Origin of the sequence: Streptomyces sp. NPDC056160 (assembly GCF_042268205.1) — a bacterium.
In the GTDB taxonomy this organism is placed as follows: domain Bacteria; phylum Actinomycetota; class Actinomycetes; order Streptomycetales; family Streptomycetaceae; genus Streptomyces.
This window is the reverse complement of record NZ_JBHJUW010000020.1, coordinates 48,543-67,829: the sequence shown is the minus strand read 5'-3', so window position 1 is coordinate 67,829 and position 19,287 is coordinate 48,543. Positions and strand designations below refer to the sequence as shown.

Sequence of the window (19,287 nt, the reverse complement as noted above, 5' to 3'; positions counted from 1 at the left end):
CCTCAGGGCAGCTTCGGCGGAGTCCAGTCGGCGTGGCGGAGTACGGCCCGCATGGTGGCGCCGGAGGGGACCAGCCGGAGCGCGCGGTCGCGGGCGGCGATCGCCAGCGGATGCGTGAGCCGCTGGCCCATCCGGCCGGCCTGGCGGGCGGCGCGGGCCACGGACTGGCTGCGCGGGCGGCGTTCGGCGTCGTAGCGGGCCAGCGCCCGCCCGAGGACCGGTTCGGCGGCGAGGGCGGCGGCCAGGGTGACCGCGTCCTCCAGTGCCTGGCAGGCGCCCTGGCCCAGGTGGGGGGTCATGGCGTGGGCGGCGTCGCCGAGGAGGGCGACACGTCCCACGGTGTAGGCGGGCAGCGGGACGGTGAGTTCGTGGATGTCGTGGTGCAGGACGGCGTCGGGCCGGGTGGCTTCGAGCAGCGCGGGAACGGGGTCGTGCCAGCCGGTGAACCGGCGGCGCAGCGCGGCGAGCGGGTCGGCGGGGCGCACTCCGGGCGGTGAGTTGAGCACGGCGTGCCATTCAGCGCGGCCGTCGCGGAAGGCGATGTGCCCGAACTCGGCTCCCCTGCCCCAGGTCAGTTCGAAGTCGGTGCGCAGGTCCACCGGGTGCTCGGTGACGGCGCGCAGGACGGTGGAACCGCTGTACGCGGGACCGGGGTGGTGCGGGAACAGCAGGCCGCGCAGCCGGCTGCCGACACCGTCGGCGGCGACGACGAGGTCGGCGTCGAGGGCCCGGCCGACGCGTTCGGCGCGGCGAGCGGGGTCGGCGCGGCGGACGCTCTCACCACCGTCCCCGCCACCACCACCGCCCCCAGCTCCGTCTCCGCCCCCGTCCCCGTCCCCGGCGTCCTTCCCGCCGCGGTCCAAGAGGACCCGTATCCGCCCGCCGTCGGTGTCGTCCACGGACGTCACCTCCGTCCCGGTGCGCAGGCACCCCGGCGGCAGGGCGGCGCGCAGGGCGCGGTGCAGCTCGGCGCGGGGGATGCCGACGATGGGGGTGCCCAGCTCCCGTTCGAGGGCGGCGCCGTCCATCCTGGCCAGCCATCGGCCGTCGGGGGTGCGGGTGCCCCCGGTGTACTGCGGCCGGGCGGCGGCGCGCACCGCCCCGCCGACGCCGAGGGCGTCCAGGGCGCGCATGCCGTTGGCGTGCAGGGAGATGCCCGCCCCGACGTCGGCGAGGACCGGGGCGCGTTCGGCGACCACGACCTCCCAGCCCGCCGCGCGCAGGCCGATCGCCGCGGCCAGCCCGCCGATGCCCCCGCCCACCACCACCGCTGTCCCGCCCATGCCGACCCCTTCCCCCGCGCCGGGCGCCCGCGCCCCGCGCTTCTACATCTATAGAAGAAGCGTACGCCTCCCCTCAACACCTCCCCTCTACAGGTGTAGAAATAGGGGGTGCCCAAGCCCACCGACCGCCGTACCGTCCTCGCCGACGCGGCCATCGCCGTCCTCGCGCGCCACGGGGTGCGCGGGCTGACCCACCGCGCCGTGGACCGGGCGGCCGGCCTCCCCTCCGGCACCACCTCCGCCTACTACCGCACGCGCCAGGCCCTGCTGACCGCACTGGTCCGCCGCCTGGTCGCCCTGGACCAGGCGGAACTCCGGGAGGCGGGACAGCGCATTCCGGTGCCGCGCGACCCGGAGGATCTGGTGGCGGGCATCGCCGCCCTGTCCGCCCAGCGCCTGACGGGAGAAGGCCGGGATCGCTCGCTGGCCCGTTACGCGTGCGCGATCGAGAGCGTGCACCACCCCGAGCTGCGCGAGATCCTCACCCCGCGCGAGAACACGGCACGGGAGGCCGTACGCGCCTTCCTGACCGCGCGGGGCGTTGCGGAAGCGGACGCCGACGCCCGCACGATCAACCTGCTCACCTGCGTGGACGGCCTGGTCTTCGACCGCTTGGTGAACGGCGGTACGGTGTCGCCCACCGACATCCGCGGCCTGGTGGCGGGTGCGCTGCGCCCCGAGCCCCCGGCGGACGCGCGGCGGTGAGGGGGCCCGGCCCGTCCGACGGGGCACAATCCCCGGCATGGCTGTCATCCACCGCACCACCGTCAAGCCCACCAAGCTCGAACTGCTCACCGCCTGGCTGCCCACCCGCCCGTGGTACGCAGGCTCGCCCGCACCGGAGTTGACGAAGGCGGGCGGCTTCCGCCTCGACGACCCGAACGGTGAGGTCGGCATCGAGTTCATGATCGTCAACGACGCCTCGGGCCCCCACCCCGCCACGTACCTGGTGCCGCTCACCTACCGCGCCGCCCCTCTCGGCGGCACGGACCACGCCCTGGTCGGCACCATGGAGCACGGTGTACTGGGGCCGCGCTGGGCCTACGACGGCTGCCACGACCCGGTATTCGTCGCCCAGTCGGCGGCCCTGATCGACGGCCGGGCCGAGCCCCAGGCGCAGAGCGTCAGCGACACCCCCGACCGCGAGATCACCCGTTCCCACACCGCCCCGGCCCCGGTCCCCACCGCCTTCACCACGGCCAGGGACACCGCACGGGCCACGGAACTGACCGCCGGCGACGGCACGTTGCTCCGCCTGCACCGGCTCCTGACCCCGGCCCCGGGCGACGGCGCACCGCTCCCGCCGACGGCGGCCGGCCACGTGGCGGGCCCCTGGCACCAGCCGGACGGCTCCCGTGCCCGGGGGGTGTTCGCGGTGCTGCACACCGGCGCCCGGGACTGAGGCGCCCGGGCATCCGTACGGGTGCGCCCCGGCCGGACGGCGGGCGCCCGTACGGACCCGTACGCGCCCAGGAGCCGGTCGGCGAGCCGCTGCACCATGCGGGCGGGGTCTTCGCGCTCGCGTCCTCCCCCGACGGCACCCTGCTCGCCACCGGCGCAGGCGACCGGACGGTCCGGCTGCGGATGCCCCCGGTGGCGGCCCGCCGCTCGGCCGCCACGAACGGCGGTTGAGCTTCGACGGCGTACCCGGCCCCGCGCCCGGTGCCGTAACGCCCGCACCGGGCCGCCCCGGGGCGGAAACGGACCGCCCGGAGCAGCGCCCCGGCGCCGGCATGCCCACAAGGAACTGCCCGGCTTCGAGGCCGACAGCGCGGTCCGCTTCTTCACGCGGCACCTGCGCCCGGGCCGGACGGCCGCGGTCCCGACGGCCTGGCCGGAGCCCGAACAGCGCCCGGCAGGCTCCCCAGTCCGGCAACTGCCCGATCCCCGCCGCAAGGGGCCCGGGGCGGGGCCGGTCGGGCCGCCCCGGTCGTCCGGTTCGTATACCGAACATGAACTTCCGGACAACGAACGTTTTCCAGCCAACTTGATGACGCGCTCCTGACAACGGTCGCGTACTCCTGCCAATCTTCCCCTCGGCCGTTCTCAGTCGCCTCACAGCACCCCCCACCGTTTTGCGGACTGTGGCCCGGCCCGCACCTCGTACGTCAGCACGTCGCAGCACGTCGCACGTCCGCATCTCGCACGTCCGCATCTGGTTCCGCGTTCTCGCAGTTCTGCCCGGACGGCTCACCCCGCGTCCGGATCTCCCCCATGGCCGCGCGACCCGTGGCCACGCAGAAGGAGTCAGTGTTGAGTAGCAGCAGCTCTCGCAGACGCACCTCCCACACCACCCACCGCCGGGCGGCGGGCATCGCCCTGGCCGGTGTCGCCGCGCTGATCGCCACGGCCGTCCAGTCGGGTGCCGCCAGCGCGGCCCCCGCGCAGGCCCCGCACGCCGGCAAGCTCAACCCGGCCCACGTCGCCGTGAAGCTCACGCCCTCGCAGCGGGCCGAGCTGGTCCGCGACGCCGACGGCGCCAAGGCGCGCACGGCGAAGGACCTGGGCCTGGGCGCCCAGGAGAAGCTGGTCGTCAAGGACGTCGTCAAGGACGCCGACGGCACCCTCCACACCCGCTACGAGCGCACCTACGCCGGCCTGCCGGTCCTCGGCGGCGACCTGGTGGTCGACACCGCGAAGTCGGGCCGGACCGAGGGCGTGCTCAAGGCCACCCGCGCGGCCGTGCAGGTCCGCAGCCTCACCCCGAGCGTGTCGAAGGCGACCGTCGAGAAGCAGGCCGTGCAGCGGGCCAGGACGCTCGGCGGCACCAAGGCCTCGGTGGACCAGTCCTCCCGCAAGGTGATCTGGGCGGCGAGCGGCACCCCGGTGCTGGCGTACGAGACGGTGATCGGCGGCTTCCAGGACGACGGGACCCCGAACCAGCTGCACGTCGTGACCGACGCGAACACGGGCAAGGAGCTGTTCCGCTACCAGGGCATCGAGACCGGTGTCGGCAACACCCAGTACAGCGGCCAGGTCGCGCTGACGACGACCCAGTCGGGTTCGGCGTACACGCTGAACGACGGGGCGCGCGGCGGCCACAAGACGTACAACCTCAACCACGGTTCGTCCGGCACGGGCACGCTGTTCTCGCAGTCCAGCGACACCTGGGGCGACGGCACGACGTCGAACGCGGCCACCGCCGCCGCCGACGCCCACTACGGCGCGGCGGTCACCTGGGACTTCTACAAGAACACCTTCGGCCGCAACGGCATCCGCAACGACGGTGCGGCGGCCTACTCCCGCGTCCACTACGGCAACTCGTACGTGAACGCGTTCTGGGACGACAGCTGCTTCTGCATGACCTACGGCGACGGTTCGGGCAACGCCGATCCGCTCACCGAACTCGACGTGGCCGGCCACGAGATGAGCCACGGCGTCACCTCCAACACGGCCGGCCTCAACTACTCGGGCGAGTCCGGCGGTCTGAACGAGGCCACCTCCGACATCTTCGGCACGGGTGTCGAGTGGTACGCCAACAACTCCGCCGACAAGGGCGACTACCTCCTCGGCGAGAAGATCGACATCAACGGCGACGGCACCCCGCTGCGCTACATGGACAAGCCCAGCAAGGACGGCGCCTCCGCCGACTCCTGGTACTCGGGCGTGGGCAACAAGGACGTGCACTACTCGTCCGGCATCGCCAACCACTTCTTCTACCTGCTGAGCGAGGGCAGCGGCGCCAAGGTCATCAACGGCGTCAGCTACGACTCGCCCACCGCGGACGGGCTGCCCGTCACCGGCATCGGCCGGGACAAGGCGCTGCAGATCTGGTACCGGGCGCTGACCACGAAGTTCACCTCGACCACCAACTACGCGGCGGCCCGCACCGGCACGCTCGCGGCGGCCGGTGAGCTGTACGGCACCTCCAGCGCCGAGTACAAGGCCGTGCAGGACGCGTGGGCGGGGGTCGCGGTCGGTTCGCGCTCCGGCGGCGGCGACCCGGGTGGCGGCGGCACCTCGTTCGAGAACACCTCGAACGTGAACATCCCGGACTACGGCTCGGCGGTGACCTCGTCCATCACGGTCTCCGGGCGCAGCGGCAACGCGCCCTCCAACCTCCAGGTCTCGGTGGACATCGTCCACTCCTGGAGCGGTGACCTCCAGATCGACCTGGTCGCCCCCAACGGGTCGACGTACCGCCTCAAGAGCAGCGGCTACGACCCGACGCCGGACGTGCACGCGACCTACACGGTCAACGCGTCCGCGTCGGCGGCCAACGGGACCTGGAAGCTGCGCGTCCAGGACAAGGGCCCGCAGGACACCGGCTACATCGACGGCTGGAAGCTGACCTTCCCGTAACGGCCGGCCGGGGCCGCCCGGCGAGGGCCGCAGGCCGTCGCCGGCGTCCCAAGTCCCCCGAGGCAGGGCGCCGTTCCGGAGGAGAAGCACCCGGGGCGGCGCCCGTTCACACTGCCGAAACACGAACCGGACAGTCAACTTTCGGCCAACATCACCTCGGGGTCCTGACATGTACGCGTCCTTGATGTCACTCTCTCTCCACCCGCCGCACGAGCACAGCAACCGACCTTCCGTCCGGCCGGCACCCCCACGCCGGCCGGGCCCCCCACATAAGGAGCTTGTGTGACTCCCCGCCACCTGCGTCACAAGCGCACCATGCTGGCCGCCGCGACCGCCGTCGCCGCCGGAGCCCTCCTCAGCACCGGCCTGACCACCAGCGCCTCGGCCCAGACCCCGGCCGAGGCCGGCGGCCGTACCCTGGCCGCCGCACCCACCTCCCTCACCGCCGCCGCCCGCACCTCGCTGCTCCAGCAGGCGCAGACGGACGCGACCGGCACCGCCCGGCAGATAGGCCTCGGCGCCCAGGAGAAGCTCGTCGCCAAGGACGTCGTCAAGGACGCCGACGGCACGGTGCACACCCGCTACGAGCGCACCTACGCCGGCCTGCCGGTCCTCGGCGGCGACCTGATCGTCCACACCTCGAAGGCCGGGAAGACCGAAGGCGTCACCAAGGCCACCGGCGCGGCCATCAAGGTCGCCTCGCTCACCCCGAAGGTCACCGCCGCCAAGGCCGAGCAGCAGGCCGTGTCCCTCGCCAAGGACGCCGGGTCGGCGCAGACCGCCGCCGACCAGGCCCCGCGCAAGGTCGTCTGGGCGGGCAACGGCAAGCCCGTCCTCGCCTACGAGACGGTCGTCGGCGGCTTCCAGGACGACGGCACCCCGAACCAGCTGCACGTCATCACCGACGCCGCCACCGGCAAGAAGCTCTACGAGTACCAGGGCATCGAGAACGCGACCGGCTCCGGCAAGACGCTGTACTCGGGCACCGTCAGCCTGACCACCACCCTGTCGGGCTCTACGTACCAGCTGTACGACACCACGCGCGGCGGCCACAAGACGTACAACCTGGCCCGGAAGACCAGCGGCACCGGCACCCTGTTCACCGACGCCGACAACGTGTGGGGCACCGGCACCGCCTCCAGCTCCTCCTCCGACCAGACGGCCGCGGCCGACGCCGCCTACGGCGCGCAGGAGACCTGGGACTTCTACAAGAACACCTTCGGCCGCAACGGCATCAAGAACAACGGCGTGGGCGCCTACTCCCGCGTCCACTACAGCAGCAACTACGTCAACGCGTTCTGGGACGACAGCTGCTTCTGCATGACCTACGGCGACGGCTCGGGCAACACCCACCCGCTGACCGCGCTGGACGTCGCCGGGCACGAGATGAGCCACGGCGTCACCTCCAACACCGCCGGGCTCAACTACTCGGGCGAGTCGGGCGGTCTGAACGAGGCCACCTCCGACATCTTCGGCACCGGCGTCGAGTGGTACGCCAACAACGCCACCGACAAGGGCGACTACCTCATCGGTGAGAAGATCGACATCAACGGCGACGGCACCCCGCTGCGCTACATGGACAAGCCCAGCAAGGACGGCGCCTCCGCCGACTCCTGGTCCTCCACGGTGGGCAACAAGGACGTGCACTACTCGTCCGGTGTCGCCAATCACTTCTTCTACCTGCTGGCCGAGGGCAGCGGCGCGAAGACGATCAACGGCGTGAGCTACAACTCGCCGACGTCCAACGGTTCCACGGTCACCGGCATCGGCCGGGACAAGGCGCTGCAGATCTGGTACAAGGCGCTGACCACGTACATGACGTCGACCACCAACTACAAGGCCGCCCGCACGGCGACCCTGAACGCGGCGTCGGCCCTGTACGGCTCGTCCAGCACCGAGTACAAGGCGGTCGCGGCGGCCTGGTCCGGGGTCAACGTCAACTGATCGAGGAGCGGCAGCCGACGGGCGGCACCCGGGGGACCACTGACCCGGGTGCCGCCCTACGCTTGGGTCCCATGTCTTCGGAGGACTTCACCTACGAGGAGGTCGGCGCGACCCGCGAGCAGGGCCACTGCCCGCCCGGCTTCCACCCCCTGCACGTGCGCACCCGCATCGGAGAGGGCGAGGAGGTCTTCCGGCGCGCCGCCGAGGCCGTCCTCACCTGGGAACTGCACCGCGCCGCCGGTGTGGGCATCCACACCGGCGCCGAGCGTGCCGCCCCGGGCGCCGACGTCACCGTCACGCTCGCCGGGGTGATCAAGGCCCCCTGCCGGATCGTCTGGACCCTCGACGAGCCCCGCCGCGCCGGCTGGGCCTACGGCACCCTGCCCGGCCACCCCGAAACCGGCGAGGAGTCCTTCGTCGTGGACCGCACCGGGGACGGCACGGTCTGGCTGACCGTGACCGCCTTCAGCCGCCCCGCCAAGTGGTACGCCCGCGCGGGCGGCCCGGCGGCCCGCGGCTTCCAGCACGCCTACGCCCGCCGCTGCGGCACGGTACTGCGCCGCCTGTGCGCCGGCCTCGGCGACGGCACCTGACCCGCACCGGCCGCCGGACCCCGCCCGGCGGCGCCGGACGGGGGCGCGGTCAGCGCAGCAGCACCCCCGCTCCGTCGCCCGCGTCCTCGGCCGGCACCGTCACCAGGCCCAGTTCCGCGGGGGAGGCGAGCAGGCGGTGGTCGGGCAGGATGCGGACCGTGTAGCCGTAGGGCCCGGTTCGGTCCAGGGAGAGCGGGCCCTCGTAGACCCAGCGTCCGTCCGGGTCGGGGCTGCCCGCCGGTTTCAGCGGGACCGCGGTGGCGTCCGTGATGCGGTCCTCCTCGTCGACCCGCCCCGAGACCGCCTGCACCCGGACGTCCTCCGGGCCGAGGCCGCCGAGGCCGACGCGCACCCGCAGGCCCAGGGTGGAGCCGAGCTCGGCGGTGGCCGTGGACGACGGCTCCCCGCCGCCTCCGGCCACCGGGCAGGACGTCTCCACGTGGTCGACCGTCACCTCGTGCCAGCCCGCCCGCACCCGCGCCTTCCAGGCCGCCAGCTCCCGGGCCGCGTCCGCGTCCAGGGCGCGGTGGGCGTGCGCCGCCGGGGTGTACAGACGTTCGACGTACTCGCGGACCATCCGGCCGGCCAGCACCTTCGGCCCCAGCAGCGTCAGGGTCCTGCGGACCATCTCGATCCAGCGGTCGGGCAGACCGCCCCGGCCGCGCTCGTAGAAGCGGGGCGCGATGCGCCCCTCCAGCAGCTCGTACAGGGCGGCGGCCTCGACGTCGTCGCGGTGGTCGGCCTCCGCGCCGGCCGTCGCGGGCAGCGGGGCGCCGCCGTCCGCGGTCGGGATGGCCCAGCCGAAGTCGGGCTGGTACCACTCGTCCCACCAGCCGTCCAGCACGGACAGGTTGAGGCAGCCGTTCAGGGCGGCCTTCATGCCGGAGGTGCCGCACGCCTCCAGCGGGCGCAGCGGGTTGTTCAGCCACACGTCGCAGCCCTGGTAGAGCTTCTGCGCCATCGCCATGCCGTAGTCCGGCAGGAAGACGATCCGGTGGCGCACGCGCGGGTCGTCGGCGAAGCGGACCAGCTCCTGGATCAGCCGCTTGCCGCCGTCGTCCGCCGGGTGCGCCTTGCCCGCGACCACGATCTGCACCGGCCGCTCGGGGTGCAGCAGCAGGTCCATCAGCCGGTCCCGGTCGCGCAGCATCAGCGTCAGCCGCTTGTACGAGGGGACCCGGCGCGCGAAGCCGATCGTGAGCACCCCGGGATCCAGCACGTCGTCGACCCAGCCCAGCTCGGCCGGGCCCGCGCCGCGCTGCCGCCACGCCGCCCACACCCGCCGGCGCACCTCGGCGACCAGTTGCTCGCGCAGGTCGCGGCGCAGCTCCCAGATGTCCTCGTCGGGGATGTCGGCCACCGAGTCCCAGCGGTCGGAGCCGCCCACCGACAGCGCGTCCTCGGCGCGCTGCGCGCCGATCTGCCGGGCGCCGAGCCGGAACACCTCCGGGGCCACCCAGGTCGGGGCGTGCACGCCGTTGGTGACCGAGGTGATCGGCACCTCCTCGGGGCCGAAGCCCGGCCACAGCCCGGCGAACATCTCCCGGCTGACGCCGCCGTGCAGCAGCGAGACCCCGTTGGCGCGCTGGGCGAGCCTGAGCCCCATCACGGCCATGTTGAACAGGTTGGGCTCCCCGCCGGGGTAGGTCTCCATCCCCAGCCGGAGGATGCGCTCGACGTCGATGCGGGGCAGTTCGGCGTCGGGTCCGAAGTGGCGGGCGACCAATTCGCGGTCGAAGCGGTCGATGCCGGCCGGGACGGGCGTGTGCGTGGTGAAGACCGTCCCCGCGCGCACCGCCTCCAGGGCCGCGTCGAAGTCGAGGCCCCGCTCGCCCAGCTCGGCGATCCGCTCCAGGCCGAGGAAGCCCGCGTGTCCCTCGTTGGTGTGGAACACCTCCGGCTCGGGGTGCCCGGTGAGCCGGCAGTACGTCCGCACCGCACGCACCCCTCCTATACCCAGCAGCATCTCCTGGAGCAGCCGGTGCTCGCTGCCTCCCCCGTACAGCCGGTCGGTCACCTGGCGCTCGCCGAGATCGTTCTCCTCGACGTCGGAGTCCAGCATGAGCAGCGGGATCCGGCCAACTTGTGCCAGCCAGATCCGGGCGTGCAGGGCCTTGCCGCGGGGCAGCGCGAGCGAGACCCTGGCAGGGCTGCCGTCGGCCTCGCGCACCTGGGTGACGGGCAGCTCGTTGGGGTCGAGGACCGGGTAGTGCTCCTGCTGCCAGCCGTCCCGGGACAGGGACTGCCGGAAGTAGCCGTGCCGGTACAGCAGCCCGACCCCGATCAGGGGTACGCCCAGGTCACTGGCGGCCTTGAGGTGGTCGCCCGCAAGGATGCCGAGGCCCCCGGAGTACTGAGGCAGGGCGGCGGTGACGCCGAACTCGGGCGAGAAGTAGGCGACACCCGCGGGCAGCCCCGAGGGCTGCGCCTGGTACCAGCGCTCGCCGCTCACGTAGTCGCGCAGGTCGTCGGCGGCCGCGGTCAGCCGGCGCAGGAAGCGGCGGTCGGCGGCCAGCTCGGCCAGCCGGGCCGGAGACACTCCGCCCAGCAGGCGGACCGGGTCGCCGCCGCTCGCGGCCCAGTACTCCGGGTCGACGGACTGGAAGAGGTCACGCGTCTCCGCATGCCATGACCAGCGCAGATTGCGGGCCAGCTCGCTGAGGGGTCGTAGGGGCTCGGGGAGAACGGGACGGACGGTGAACCGACGGATCGCCTTCACATTCCACCACCTGGGCGCGTTCGCTGATGGCCGCACGGCACGGTGCGCTTCGCCGGCAGGACGCACGGCACTGTGCGCCCCGTCACACAGCACCGTACCGGTGCCGGCGCGGGTGCCGCTGGGGGCTACGCCGCCGGGCGGGCCAAGACACGGCCAACTTTGTGTGTGGACATACACGCGAGTAGTTAACAAAGTCCCGGATTGCTCACCCGAAAAGGGTGGGAAGGCTCCTGCGGTACGCCCGACAGTAGGACTCCGCAGGACCAACCTCCCCACTGACATCCGCCCACACCCTCGTTGACGCGGACAGGAGCGGTCATGCCCGCCACGCACCACTCGGCACCACCCCCGGCCAACGGCAGGAAAGGCGCGCGCAGGCCGCGCGCCGCGGACCCGGCGGCACCGGCAGACCCGGTGGTCCCGGCAGACCCGGCGGCGCCCGCGGCCGACGCCGTCGCGCCCCCGGGCCCGCTGCCGCCGTCCGCCGCGGGCGCGTCCTCACCGCCGTCCGCGCCCCCGGCGCCGTCCCCCGCCCGGGACGCCACCGCCGTCGGGCGGATCCCCGTCCTCGACGTCCGGCCGGTCGTCCAGCACGGCCGCAGGCCCGCCAGGGCGGTGACCGGCGAGTCGTTCGAGATCTCGGCCACCGTGTTCCGCGAGGGCCATGACGCGGTCGCGGCGAACGTGGTCCTGTGCGACCCGCAGGGGCGGCCGGGCCCGTGGACGCCGATGCGCGAGCTGGCGCCCGGCACCGACCGCTGGGGCGCCACCGTGACCGCCGGCGAGCCGGGCCGCTGGACGTACACCGTTCAGGCGTGGGGAGACCCGGTCACCACCTGGCGCCGGCACGCCCGGATCAAGATCCCGGCGGGTCTCGACACCGAGCTGGTGCTGACGGAGGGCGCCCTGCTGTACGCCCGGGCGGCGGCCGGCGTGCCCGAGGGGCCCGAGCGGGACACCGTGCTGGCCGCCGGGGCGGCCCTGCGGGACGGGCAGCGGCCGGCCGCCTCCCGGCTGGCGGCGGCGTTGACGCCGGAGGTGGACGCGGTCCTGGCCCGCCACCCCCTGCGCGAGCTGGTCACCGCCTCGGACCCGCTGCCCCTCCAGGTCGAACGCGAGCGCGCCCTCTACGGCGCCTGGTACGAGTTCTTCCCCCGCTCCGAGGGCACCGCGGAAGAACCCCACGGCACCCTGCGCACCGCCGAACGCCGCCTGCCCGCCATCGCCGCCATGGGCTTCGACGTCGTCTACCTCCCCCCGATCCACCCCATCGGCACCACCCACCGCAAAGGCCGCAACAACACCCTCACCGCCACCCCCGACGACGTCGGCGTCCCCTGGGCCATCGGCTCACCCGAAGGCGGCCACGACGCCCTCCACCCCCGCCTGGGGACCCTCGACGACTTCGACCACTTCGTACACCGCGCCCGCGACCTCGGCCTGGAGACCGCCCTCGACTTCGCCCTCCAGTGCTCCCCCGACCACCCCTGGGTCGACAAACACCCCCGGTGGTTCCACCACCGCCCCGACGGCACCATCGCCCACGCCGAGAACCCGCCCAAGAAGTACCAGGACATCTACCCCGTCGCCTTCGACGCCGACATGGACGGCATCGTCACCGAGACGGTCCGCATCCTGCGCCACTGGATGGACCACGGCGTACGCATCTTCCGCGTCGACAACCCCCACACCAAACCCGTCGTCTTCTGGGAACGCGTCATCGGCGAGATCAACACCACCGACCCCGACGTCGTCTTCCTCGCCGAGGCCTTCACCCGCCCCGCGATGATGCACACCCTCGCCCAGATCGGCTTCCAGCAGTCCTACACCTACTTCACCTGGCGCAACACCAAGCAGGAACTCACCGACTACCTCACCGAACTGACCGGGGAGGCCGCCGCCTACATGCGGCCCAACCTGTTCACCAACACCCCCGACATCCTCCACGCCTACCTCCAGCACGGCGGCCGCCCCGCCTTCGAGGTCCGCGCCGTCCTCGCCGCCACCCTCTCCCCCTCCTGGGGCATCTACAGCGGCTACGAACTCTGCGAGAACACCCCCCTCGAAGAAGGCGGCGAGGAATACCTCGACTCCGAGAAGTACCAGCTCAAACCCCGCGACTGGGCAGCCGCCGAACGCGAGGGCCGCACCATCGCCCCCCTCATCACCCGCCTCAACGACATCCGCCGGCGCAGCCCCGCCCTGCGGCAACTGCGCGACCTGCACTTCCACCACGCCGACAAGGACGAGGTGATCGTCTACTCGAAGCGGAGCGGATCGAACACGGTTGTGGTGGTCGCCAACCTCGATCCGCACCACACCCAGGAGGCCACGGTCTCGTTGGACATGCCGCAACTCGGCCTGGAATGGCACGAGTCGGTGCCGGTGCGCGACGAGCTGACCGGCGAGACCTATCACTGGGGCAGGGCCAACTATGTGCGACTCGAACCGGGCCACAGGCCCGCGCACGTCCTCACCGTCCTGCGACCGTCCACCCCGCAGATCGGAGGGTCACCCACAACATGATCGTCAACGAGCCCGTCCCGGACACCTTCGAGGACACTCCCGCAAAGGACCGCGACCCGGAGTGGTTCAAACGTGCCGTCTTCTACGAGGTCCTGGTCCGCTCCTTCCAGGACAGCAACGGTGACGGCATCGGCGACCTGAAGGGCCTGACCGCCAAGCTGGACTACCTCCAGTGGCTCGGCGTGGACTGCCTGTGGCTGCCGCCGTTCTTCAAGTCACCTCTCAGAGACGGCGGTTACGACGTCTCCGACTACACCGCCGTGCTGCCCGACTTCGGCGACCTGGCCGACTTCGTCGAGTTCGTCGACGCCGCCCACCAGCGCGGCATGCGCGTCATCATCGACTTCGTCATGAACCACACCAGCGACCAGCACCCGTGGTTCCAGGAATCCCGCAAGGACCCCGACGGACCCTACGGCGACTACTACGTCTGGGCCGACGACGACAAGCAGTACCAGGACGCTCGGATCATCTTCGTCGACACCGAGGCGTCGAACTGGACGTACGACCCCGTGCGCAAGCAGTACTACTGGCACCGTTTCTTCTCGCACCAGCCGGACCTGAACTACGAGAACCCGGCCGTGCAGGAGGAGATGATCTCCGCGCTGAAGTTCTGGCTGGACCTCGGCATCGACGGGTTCCGCCTCGACGCGGTGCCCTACCTGTACCAGCAGGAGGGCACCAACTGCGAGAACCTCCCCGCCACCCACGAGTTCCTCAAGCGGGTGCGCAAGGAGATCGACACCCAGTACCCGGACACGGTGATCCTGGCCGAGGCGAACCAGTGGCCCGAGGACGTCGTCGACTACTTCGGCGACTTCACCGGCGGCGGCGACGAATGCCACATGGCGTTCCACTTCCCCGTCATGCCGCGCATCTTCATGGCCGTACGCCGTGAATCGCGCTACCCGGTCTCGGAGATCCTCGCCAAGACCCCCGCGATCCCCGCCAACTGCCAGTGGGGCATCTTCCTGCGCAACCACGACGAGCTGACCCTGGAAATGGTCACCGACGAAGAGCGCGACTACATGTACGCGGAATACGCGAAAGACCCGCGCATGCGCGCCAACATCGGCATCCGCCGCCGCCTCGCGCCCCTCCTGGACAACGACCGCAACCAGATCGAGCTCTTCACCGCCCTGCTCCTGTCCCTGCCCGGCAGCCCGATCCTCTACTACGGCGACGAGATCGGCATGGGCGACAACATCTGGCTCGGCGACCGCGACGCCGTGCGCACCCCCATGCAGTGGACCCCCGACCGCAACGCCGGCTTCTCCTCCAGCGACCCCGGCCGCCTCTACCTCCCCACGATCATGGACCCGGTCTACGGCTACCAGGTCACCAACGTCGAGGCCTCCATGTCCTCCCCCTCGTCGCTGCTGCACTGGACCCGCCGCATGATCGAGATCCGCAAGCAGAACCCCGCCTTCGGCCTCGGCGCCTACACCGAACTGCAGTCCTCGAACGCCGCCGTCCTCGCCTTCCTGCGCGAGTACGAGGACGACCTGGTGCTCTGCGTGCACAACTTCTCCCGCTTCGCCCAGCCCACCGAGCTGGACCTCAGTGCCTTCATCGGACGGCACCCGGTCGAGCTGTTCGGCGGGGTGCGCTTCCCGGCCATCGGGGAGCTGCCGTACCTGCTGACCCTGGCGGGCCACGGCTTCTACTGGTTCCGGCTGCGCAGGGACGCCGCCGCCTAGGCCTGCCGCCCGGGGCGGTTTCCGCCGCCCCGCCGGCGGGCACGCGTGAGTCACACCCGACCAGCGATTGGACGCGACGCCATGTCGGAAGCCATGTCGCAAGCCGTCACACGCTCTGTCACCGCCGGCAGCGCCGGCCTCCTCGCGTCCCTCGACCCGCTGCTGCGCGAGTGGCTGCCCCGGCAGCGCTGGTTCGCGGGCAAGGGCCGCCCCGTCACCGCGTTCTCCCTGGTCGCGGCCACCGAGCTGCTCCCGCCCGAGGGCAAGCTGGGGCTGTACCACCTGCTCGTCCGCGCCCACCAGCCGCTCCCCGCCGCGCAGGGCGCCGGCGTCCCGCACCCCGGCGACTGCTACCAGCTGCTCATAGGCGTGCGCGAGGCGCTGCCCCCGAGACTGGCGCCCGCGCTGATCGGCCACGTCCACGAGGGCCCGCTCGCCGGGCGCACCGTGTACGAGGCGCTGTACGACCCCCGGCCCGCCGAGGTGATCCTCGAGGCGCTGCGCACCCGGGCCCGCATCGGCGGGCTGCGGTGCGAACGGCGCGGGGAGATACGCCCCGACCTGGTGCCCAGGGTGGTGACCGCCGAGCAGTCCAACTCGTCGGTGGTCTATGGCGATACGTTCATCCTGAAACTGCTCCGCCGGGTCCTGCCCGGCGTCAACCCAGACCTGGAGCTGCCGCTGGCGCTGGCCCGCGAGGGCTGCCCCCGGGTCCCGGCGCCGACCGCGTGGATGACCGCCGACGCCGGGGACGCGGGCGAGGAACCGTACGTTCTCGCCGTGCTCCAGCCGTTCGTGCAGGGCGCCTGCGACGGCTGGGAACTGGCGCTGCGCGAGCTGGCCAAGGGCGAGGACTTCACCGCCGAGGCCCGGGCGCTGGGCCGCGCCACGGCCGAGGTCCACACGGCCCTGGCCCGCGCCCTGCCCATGGTCAGCCTGGCGCACCTCCAGGTCCAGACGCTGGTCGACGGCATGACCGAGCGCCTCCAGGCGGCGGCCCAGGCGGTGCCCGCGCTCAGGCCGTACGCCCCCGGGCTGCACTCCGCCTTCACGGCGCTGGCCGATCTCGCCGCCGAGGGCCACACCTGGACCGCCCAGCGCATCCACGGCGACCTCCACCTGGGGCAGTGCCTGCGCTCCCCCTCCGGCCAGTGGTCGCTGATCGACTTCGAGGGCGAACCGGCCAAGTCGCTGGCCGAGCGGCGGATGGCCCAGCCCGTGGTGCGGGACGTCGCCGGGATGCTGCGTTCCTTCGACTACGCGGCGCACTCGGCGCCCGGCACGCCCGTCCCCCAGTGGGCGGCGGCCTGCCGGGCGGCGTACTGCACCGGATACGCCGAGGCCGGCGGGCGCGACCCGCGCACCGACCCGGTGCTGCTGCGGGCCTACGAGACCGACAAGGCGGTCTACGAGGTCCTCTACGAGGCCCGGCACCGCCCCGACTGGCTCCCCGTGCCGCTCTCGGCGGTGCGCCGCCTCGCCGCGGGCGCCGAGCCCGTCTGACCCGGCCGCCCACCGGGCACCACCCCCGTCCTGCCCCGATCCTTCGCCGAGGAGGCCCCGCCCGTGACTGCCCGACCCCCCGCCAGCGGTCCGGACCCGAAGCAGCCGGCCGAGGCCGCCGCGAAGAAGGCCGCCCCGGCCAGGAAGACGGCAGCCGGGAAGACGGCAGCCGGGAAGACCACAGCCAGGAAGACGGCGCCGGAGAAGACGGCGACCGGAAAAACGGTGACCGGGAAAACGGCGGCGGACAAGCCCGTTGCCGAGAAAGCCGCGGCCAAGAAAGCCACAGCCGGGAAAGCCATGGTCAAGAAGGCGTCGGCAACGAAGACGGCGGCGAAGAAAGCGGCGACGAAGAAGCCGCCGGCGAGCAGGAGTCCCGCCGCGAAAGCCGCTGCCGAAAAGGCGGCCCCGAAGAAGGCAGCGCCGAAGAAGGCAGCCGCGAAGAAAGCAGCCGCGAAGAAGACGGCACCGACGCGAACGGCCCCGACGCAGGCCCCTCCCTCCCCCGCCGTCGCCGTCGCGGACCGTGAGCGGCTGCTCGCCGGTACGCACCACGACCCGCACTCCGTGCTCGGTGCGCACCCGGTGCCCGGCGGAATCGCCGTGCGGGCGTTCCGGCCGTACGCCCTGGGCGTCGCCGTTCACGCCGGGGAGCTCCAGGTGGAGCTGGAGCACGACGGAGAGGGCTTCTTCTCGGGGCTGCTGCCGCTCGGCGAGGTGCCGGAGTACCGGCTGGAGGTGGCGTACGAGGGGACGGTGCAGGTCACCGAGGACGCCTACCGCTTCCTGCCCGCCCTCGGCGAGCTCGACCTGCACCTGATCGGTGAGGGGCGGCACGAGGAGCTGTGGCGGGCGCTCGGCGCGCACCCGACGACGCACCAGGGGGCCGCCGGGACCCGCTTCTCGGTGTGGGCGCCCAACGCGCGGGGCGTACGGGTGGCCGGCGGTTTCAACTTCTGGGACGGCACCGCGTACCCCATGCGCTCGCTGGGCGGCACGGGCGTGTGGGAGCTGTTCGTGCCGGGCATCGGCGAGGGCGAGCTGTACAAGTTCGAGATCACCCGGCCGGACGGCTCGAAGACCCTGCGCGCCGACCCGCTGGCCCGCCGTACCGAGGTCCCGCCGGCCACGTCGTCCATCGTGCACGCCTCGCACTACGAGTGGGGCGACGAGGAGTGGCGGGCCCGCCGGGCTCAGCGGCCCGCGCACGAGGCGCCGTTCTCGGTGTACGAGGTCCACCTGCCGTCATGGCGGCCCGGGCTGACGTACCGTCAGCTGGCGGGCCAGCTCCCCGCGTACGTCAAGGACCTGGGCTTCACGCACGTGGAACTGATGCCGGTCGCCGAGCACCCCTTCGGCGGCTCGTGGGGTTACCAGGTCACCGGCTTCTACGCGCCCACCGCACGCCTGGGCACGCCGGACGACTTCAAGTACCTGGTGGACGCGCTGCACCGGGCGGGCATCGGCGTGATCATGGACTGGGTGCCGGCGCACTTCCCGCGTGACGAGTGGGCGCTGGCCGAGTTCGACGGACGCCCGCTGTACGAGCACTCCGACCCGCTGCGCGCCGCACACCCCGACTGGGGCACCCTGGAGTTCGACTTCGGCCGCCGCGAGGTGCGCAACTTCCTCGTCGCCAACGCCGTTTACTGGTGCGAGGAGTTCCACATCGACGGGCTGCGCGTGGACGCGGTGGCCTCCATGCTCTACCTGGACTACTCGCGCGAGCCGGGCCAGTGGACGCCGAACGAGCACGGCGGCCGGGAGAACCTGGACGCGGTGGCGTTCCTCCAGGAGATGAACGCCACCGTCTACCGGCGGGTGCCGGGCGTGGTCACGGTCGCCGAGGAGTCGACGGCCTGGGACGGGGTCACCCGCGCCACCCACCACCGCGGGCCGAGCGGCTTCGGCGGCCTCGGCTTCGGGCTGAAGTGGAACATGGGCTGGATGCACGACACGCTCCAGTACATGAGCCACGAACCGGTCCACCGCGCCTACCACCACGGTGAGATGACGTTCTCGATGGTGTACGCGTACAGCGAGAACTACGTGCTGCCGATCTCCCACGACGAGGTGGTGCACGGCAAGGGCTCGCTGGTGTCGAAGATGCCCGGCGACTGGTGGCAGCAGCGCGCCGGCCTGCGCGCCTACCTGGCCTTCATGTGGTCACATCCGGGCAAGCAACTCCTCTTCATGGGACAGGAGTTCGCGCAGGGAGCGGAGTGGTCGGAGACGCGCGGCCCGGACTGGTGGCTGCTCGATGCGTCCTACGGAGCCGCCGCCGACCACCGGGGGGTGCTGGACCTGGTCCGCGACCTCAACTCCGTCTACCGCGCCACGCCGGCCCTGTGGGCGCGAGACGTCCACCCCGACGGCTTCGAGTGGATCACCGGCGACGCGGCCGACGACAACGTGGTCGCCTTCCTGCGCCGCGACGCCGACGGCGGCCCGCTGCTGGCGGTCTCCCACTTCTCGCCGGTCGTCCGCCACGACTACCGCCTCGGCGTCCCCGACGACGTGCCCGCCTGGCGGGAGGTGCTCAACACCGACGCGGCCGGCTACGGCGGCGGCGGCGTCGTCCACCCCGACCCCGTCAAGCCGGAGCCCCAGGGATGGCACGGCCGCCCGGCGAGCATCCGCCTCACCCTGCCCCCACTGGCGACGGTGTGGCTGCGCCCGGCGTGAGCGGCCCGGCGGGGACCCGGGGCGGCGGCACC

General features: G+C 72.6%; 12 protein-coding genes. 10 read left to right on the top strand and 2 right to left on the bottom strand.

The window, feature by feature from the left end; all coding sequences use genetic code 11:
• Positions 1-2: 2 nt before the first annotated feature.
• Positions 3-1,283 (bottom strand): FAD-dependent monooxygenase, encoded by a 1,281-nt coding sequence (locus ACFC02_RS10330; RefSeq protein WP_376354945.1) that lies wholly within the window; start codon positions 1,281-1,283, stop codon positions 3-5.
• Between the two features lie 108 nt (positions 1,284-1,391).
• On the opposite strand from ACFC02_RS10330, the gene ACFC02_RS10325 reads away from it, so the two are divergent.
• From ACFC02_RS10325 to ACFC02_RS10300, 6 genes are all read left to right on the top strand, one after another.
• Positions 1,392-1,988: a TetR/AcrR family transcriptional regulator gene (locus tag ACFC02_RS10325; protein ID WP_376354942.1), complete on the top strand. Its 597-nt coding sequence runs from the start codon at positions 1,392-1,394 to the stop codon at positions 1,986-1,988.
• A gap of 37 nt (positions 1,989-2,025) precedes the next feature.
• Positions 2,026-2,685, top strand: a complete 660-nt coding sequence (locus ACFC02_RS10320; protein WP_376354940.1) for a 1,4-alpha-glucan branching protein — start codon at positions 2,026-2,028, stop codon at positions 2,683-2,685.
• Positions 2,616-2,915 (top strand): WD40 repeat domain-containing protein, encoded by a 300-nt coding sequence (locus ACFC02_RS10315; RefSeq protein ID WP_376354982.1) that lies wholly within the window; start codon positions 2,616-2,618, stop codon positions 2,913-2,915. The genes ACFC02_RS10320 and ACFC02_RS10315 overlap by 70 nt, the downstream gene beginning before the upstream one ends.
• A 621-nt stretch (positions 2,916-3,536) precedes the next feature.
• Entirely contained in the window at positions 3,537-5,585 is a 2,049-nt protein-coding gene (locus ACFC02_RS10310; RefSeq protein ID WP_376354938.1) for a M4 family metallopeptidase, read from the top strand.
• A 282-nt stretch (positions 5,586-5,867) separates the two neighbouring features.
• Positions 5,868-7,529 carry a M4 family metallopeptidase gene (locus ACFC02_RS10305; protein WP_376354935.1) on the top strand — a complete coding sequence of 554 codons (1,662 nt, stop codon included), beginning with the start codon at positions 5,868-5,870 and terminating at the stop codon, positions 7,527-7,529.
• Between the two features lie 71 nt (positions 7,530-7,600).
• Positions 7,601-8,122, top strand: coding sequence for a DUF1990 domain-containing protein (locus ACFC02_RS10300; protein WP_360974835.1), 522 nt, complete (start codon positions 7,601-7,603; stop codon positions 8,120-8,122).
• A gap of 49 nt (positions 8,123-8,171) precedes the next feature.
• Here ACFC02_RS10300 and ACFC02_RS10295 read toward each other — a convergent pair whose 3' ends face one another.
• Positions 8,172-10,841, bottom strand: a complete 2,670-nt coding sequence (locus ACFC02_RS10295) for a glycosyltransferase family 1 protein (protein ID WP_376354932.1) — start codon at positions 10,839-10,841, stop codon at positions 8,172-8,174.
• Between the two features lie 318 nt (positions 10,842-11,159).
• Between ACFC02_RS10295 and ACFC02_RS10290 the strand changes: the two genes are divergently transcribed.
• The 4 genes from ACFC02_RS10290 (at position 11,160) to glgB (ending at position 19,255) form a co-directional block, all read left to right on the top strand.
• A complete protein-coding gene (locus ACFC02_RS10290) occupies positions 11,160-13,367 on the top strand; it encodes a maltotransferase domain-containing protein (RefSeq protein WP_376354930.1) in 2,208 nt (735 codons plus the stop codon).
• Entirely contained in the window at positions 13,364-15,067 is a 1,704-nt protein-coding gene (gene treS, locus ACFC02_RS10285; protein ID WP_376354927.1) for a maltose alpha-D-glucosyltransferase, read from the top strand. The genes ACFC02_RS10290 and treS overlap by 4 nt, the downstream gene beginning before the upstream one ends.
• 93 nt (positions 15,068-15,160) lie before the next feature.
• Complete coding sequence (locus tag ACFC02_RS10280) at positions 15,161-16,570, top strand: maltokinase (RefSeq protein ID WP_376354924.1); 1,410 nt, start codon at positions 15,161-15,163, stop codon at positions 16,568-16,570.
• Between the two features lie 63 nt (positions 16,571-16,633).
• Positions 16,634-19,255: a 1,4-alpha-glucan branching enzyme gene (gene glgB, locus ACFC02_RS10275; RefSeq protein WP_376354920.1), complete on the top strand. Its 2,622-nt coding sequence runs from the start codon at positions 16,634-16,636 to the stop codon at positions 19,253-19,255.
• The last annotated feature ends 32 nt before the right edge of the window (positions 19,256-19,287 follow it).

Bases quoted from the DNA above. Each gene is read 5' to 3' on its own strand.
- ACFC02_RS10330 (WP_376354945.1), bottom strand. From the start codon at position 1,283: ATGGGCGGGACAGCGGTGGTGGTGGGCGGGGGCATCGGCGGGCTGGCC.
- ACFC02_RS10320 (WP_376354940.1), top strand. From the start codon at position 2,026: ATGGCTGTCATCCACCGCACCACCGTCAAGCCCACCAAGCTCGAACTG.
- ACFC02_RS10300 (WP_360974835.1), top strand. From the start codon at position 7,601: ATGTCTTCGGAGGACTTCACCTACGAGGAGGTCGGCGCGACCCGCGAG.
- ACFC02_RS10290 (WP_376354930.1), top strand. From the start codon at position 11,160: ATGCCCGCCACGCACCACTCGGCACCACCCCCGGCCAACGGCAGGAAA.
- treS (WP_376354927.1), top strand. From the start codon at position 13,364: ATGATCGTCAACGAGCCCGTCCCGGACACCTTCGAGGACACTCCCGCA.
- ACFC02_RS10280 (WP_376354924.1), top strand. From the start codon at position 15,161: ATGTCGCAAGCCGTCACACGCTCTGTCACCGCCGGCAGCGCCGGCCTC.